Raw genomic sequence first — 387 nt, forward strand, 5'->3', positions numbered from 1 at the left:
GATCTCGGGCTCCTCAGCAGAGTCCTCCTCGCTGAGGTCCCCAAGGTCGATCTCGACCTCGTCGTCCTTCTCCTCGGCGGTGTCGGGGGTTAACGCGTCAAGGTTAATCTCGACGTCGTCAGTTTCACTGAAATGGGGGCTGTCACTCACAGGTCAATTCTCCAATGTGATCGTCAGTGGCCAAAGAGCTTGATGACGACCCATCCGAAGACGACGTCCAAGCCACTGACGTAGGCGATGATGAGCAGAGCAAAGACGAGGACGACGAGGAAGTACTGTCCCAGCTCGTCGCCACTAGGCCACTTGACCTTGCGCAACTCAGCAACCGACTGCTTAGTGAAGGTCACCGGGCCAATGCGTTGCTTGCCCTGATCGGCGGGCTTATGG

1 protein-coding gene is annotated in these 387 nt (G+C 57.6%); it reads right to left on the bottom strand.

What is annotated here, in order from left to right; all coding sequences use genetic code 11:
- Positions 1-173: 173 nt before the first annotated feature.
- Positions 174-387, bottom strand: a 214-nt coding sequence (secE, locus tag G8O24_RS47395; RefSeq protein ID WP_188108459.1) for a preprotein translocase subunit SecE, incomplete at its 5' end; no start/stop codon positions are given.

Source organism: Bradyrhizobium campsiandrae (assembly GCF_014529705.1).
GTDB lineage: Bacteria > Pseudomonadota > Alphaproteobacteria > Rhizobiales > Xanthobacteraceae > Bradyrhizobium > Bradyrhizobium campsiandrae.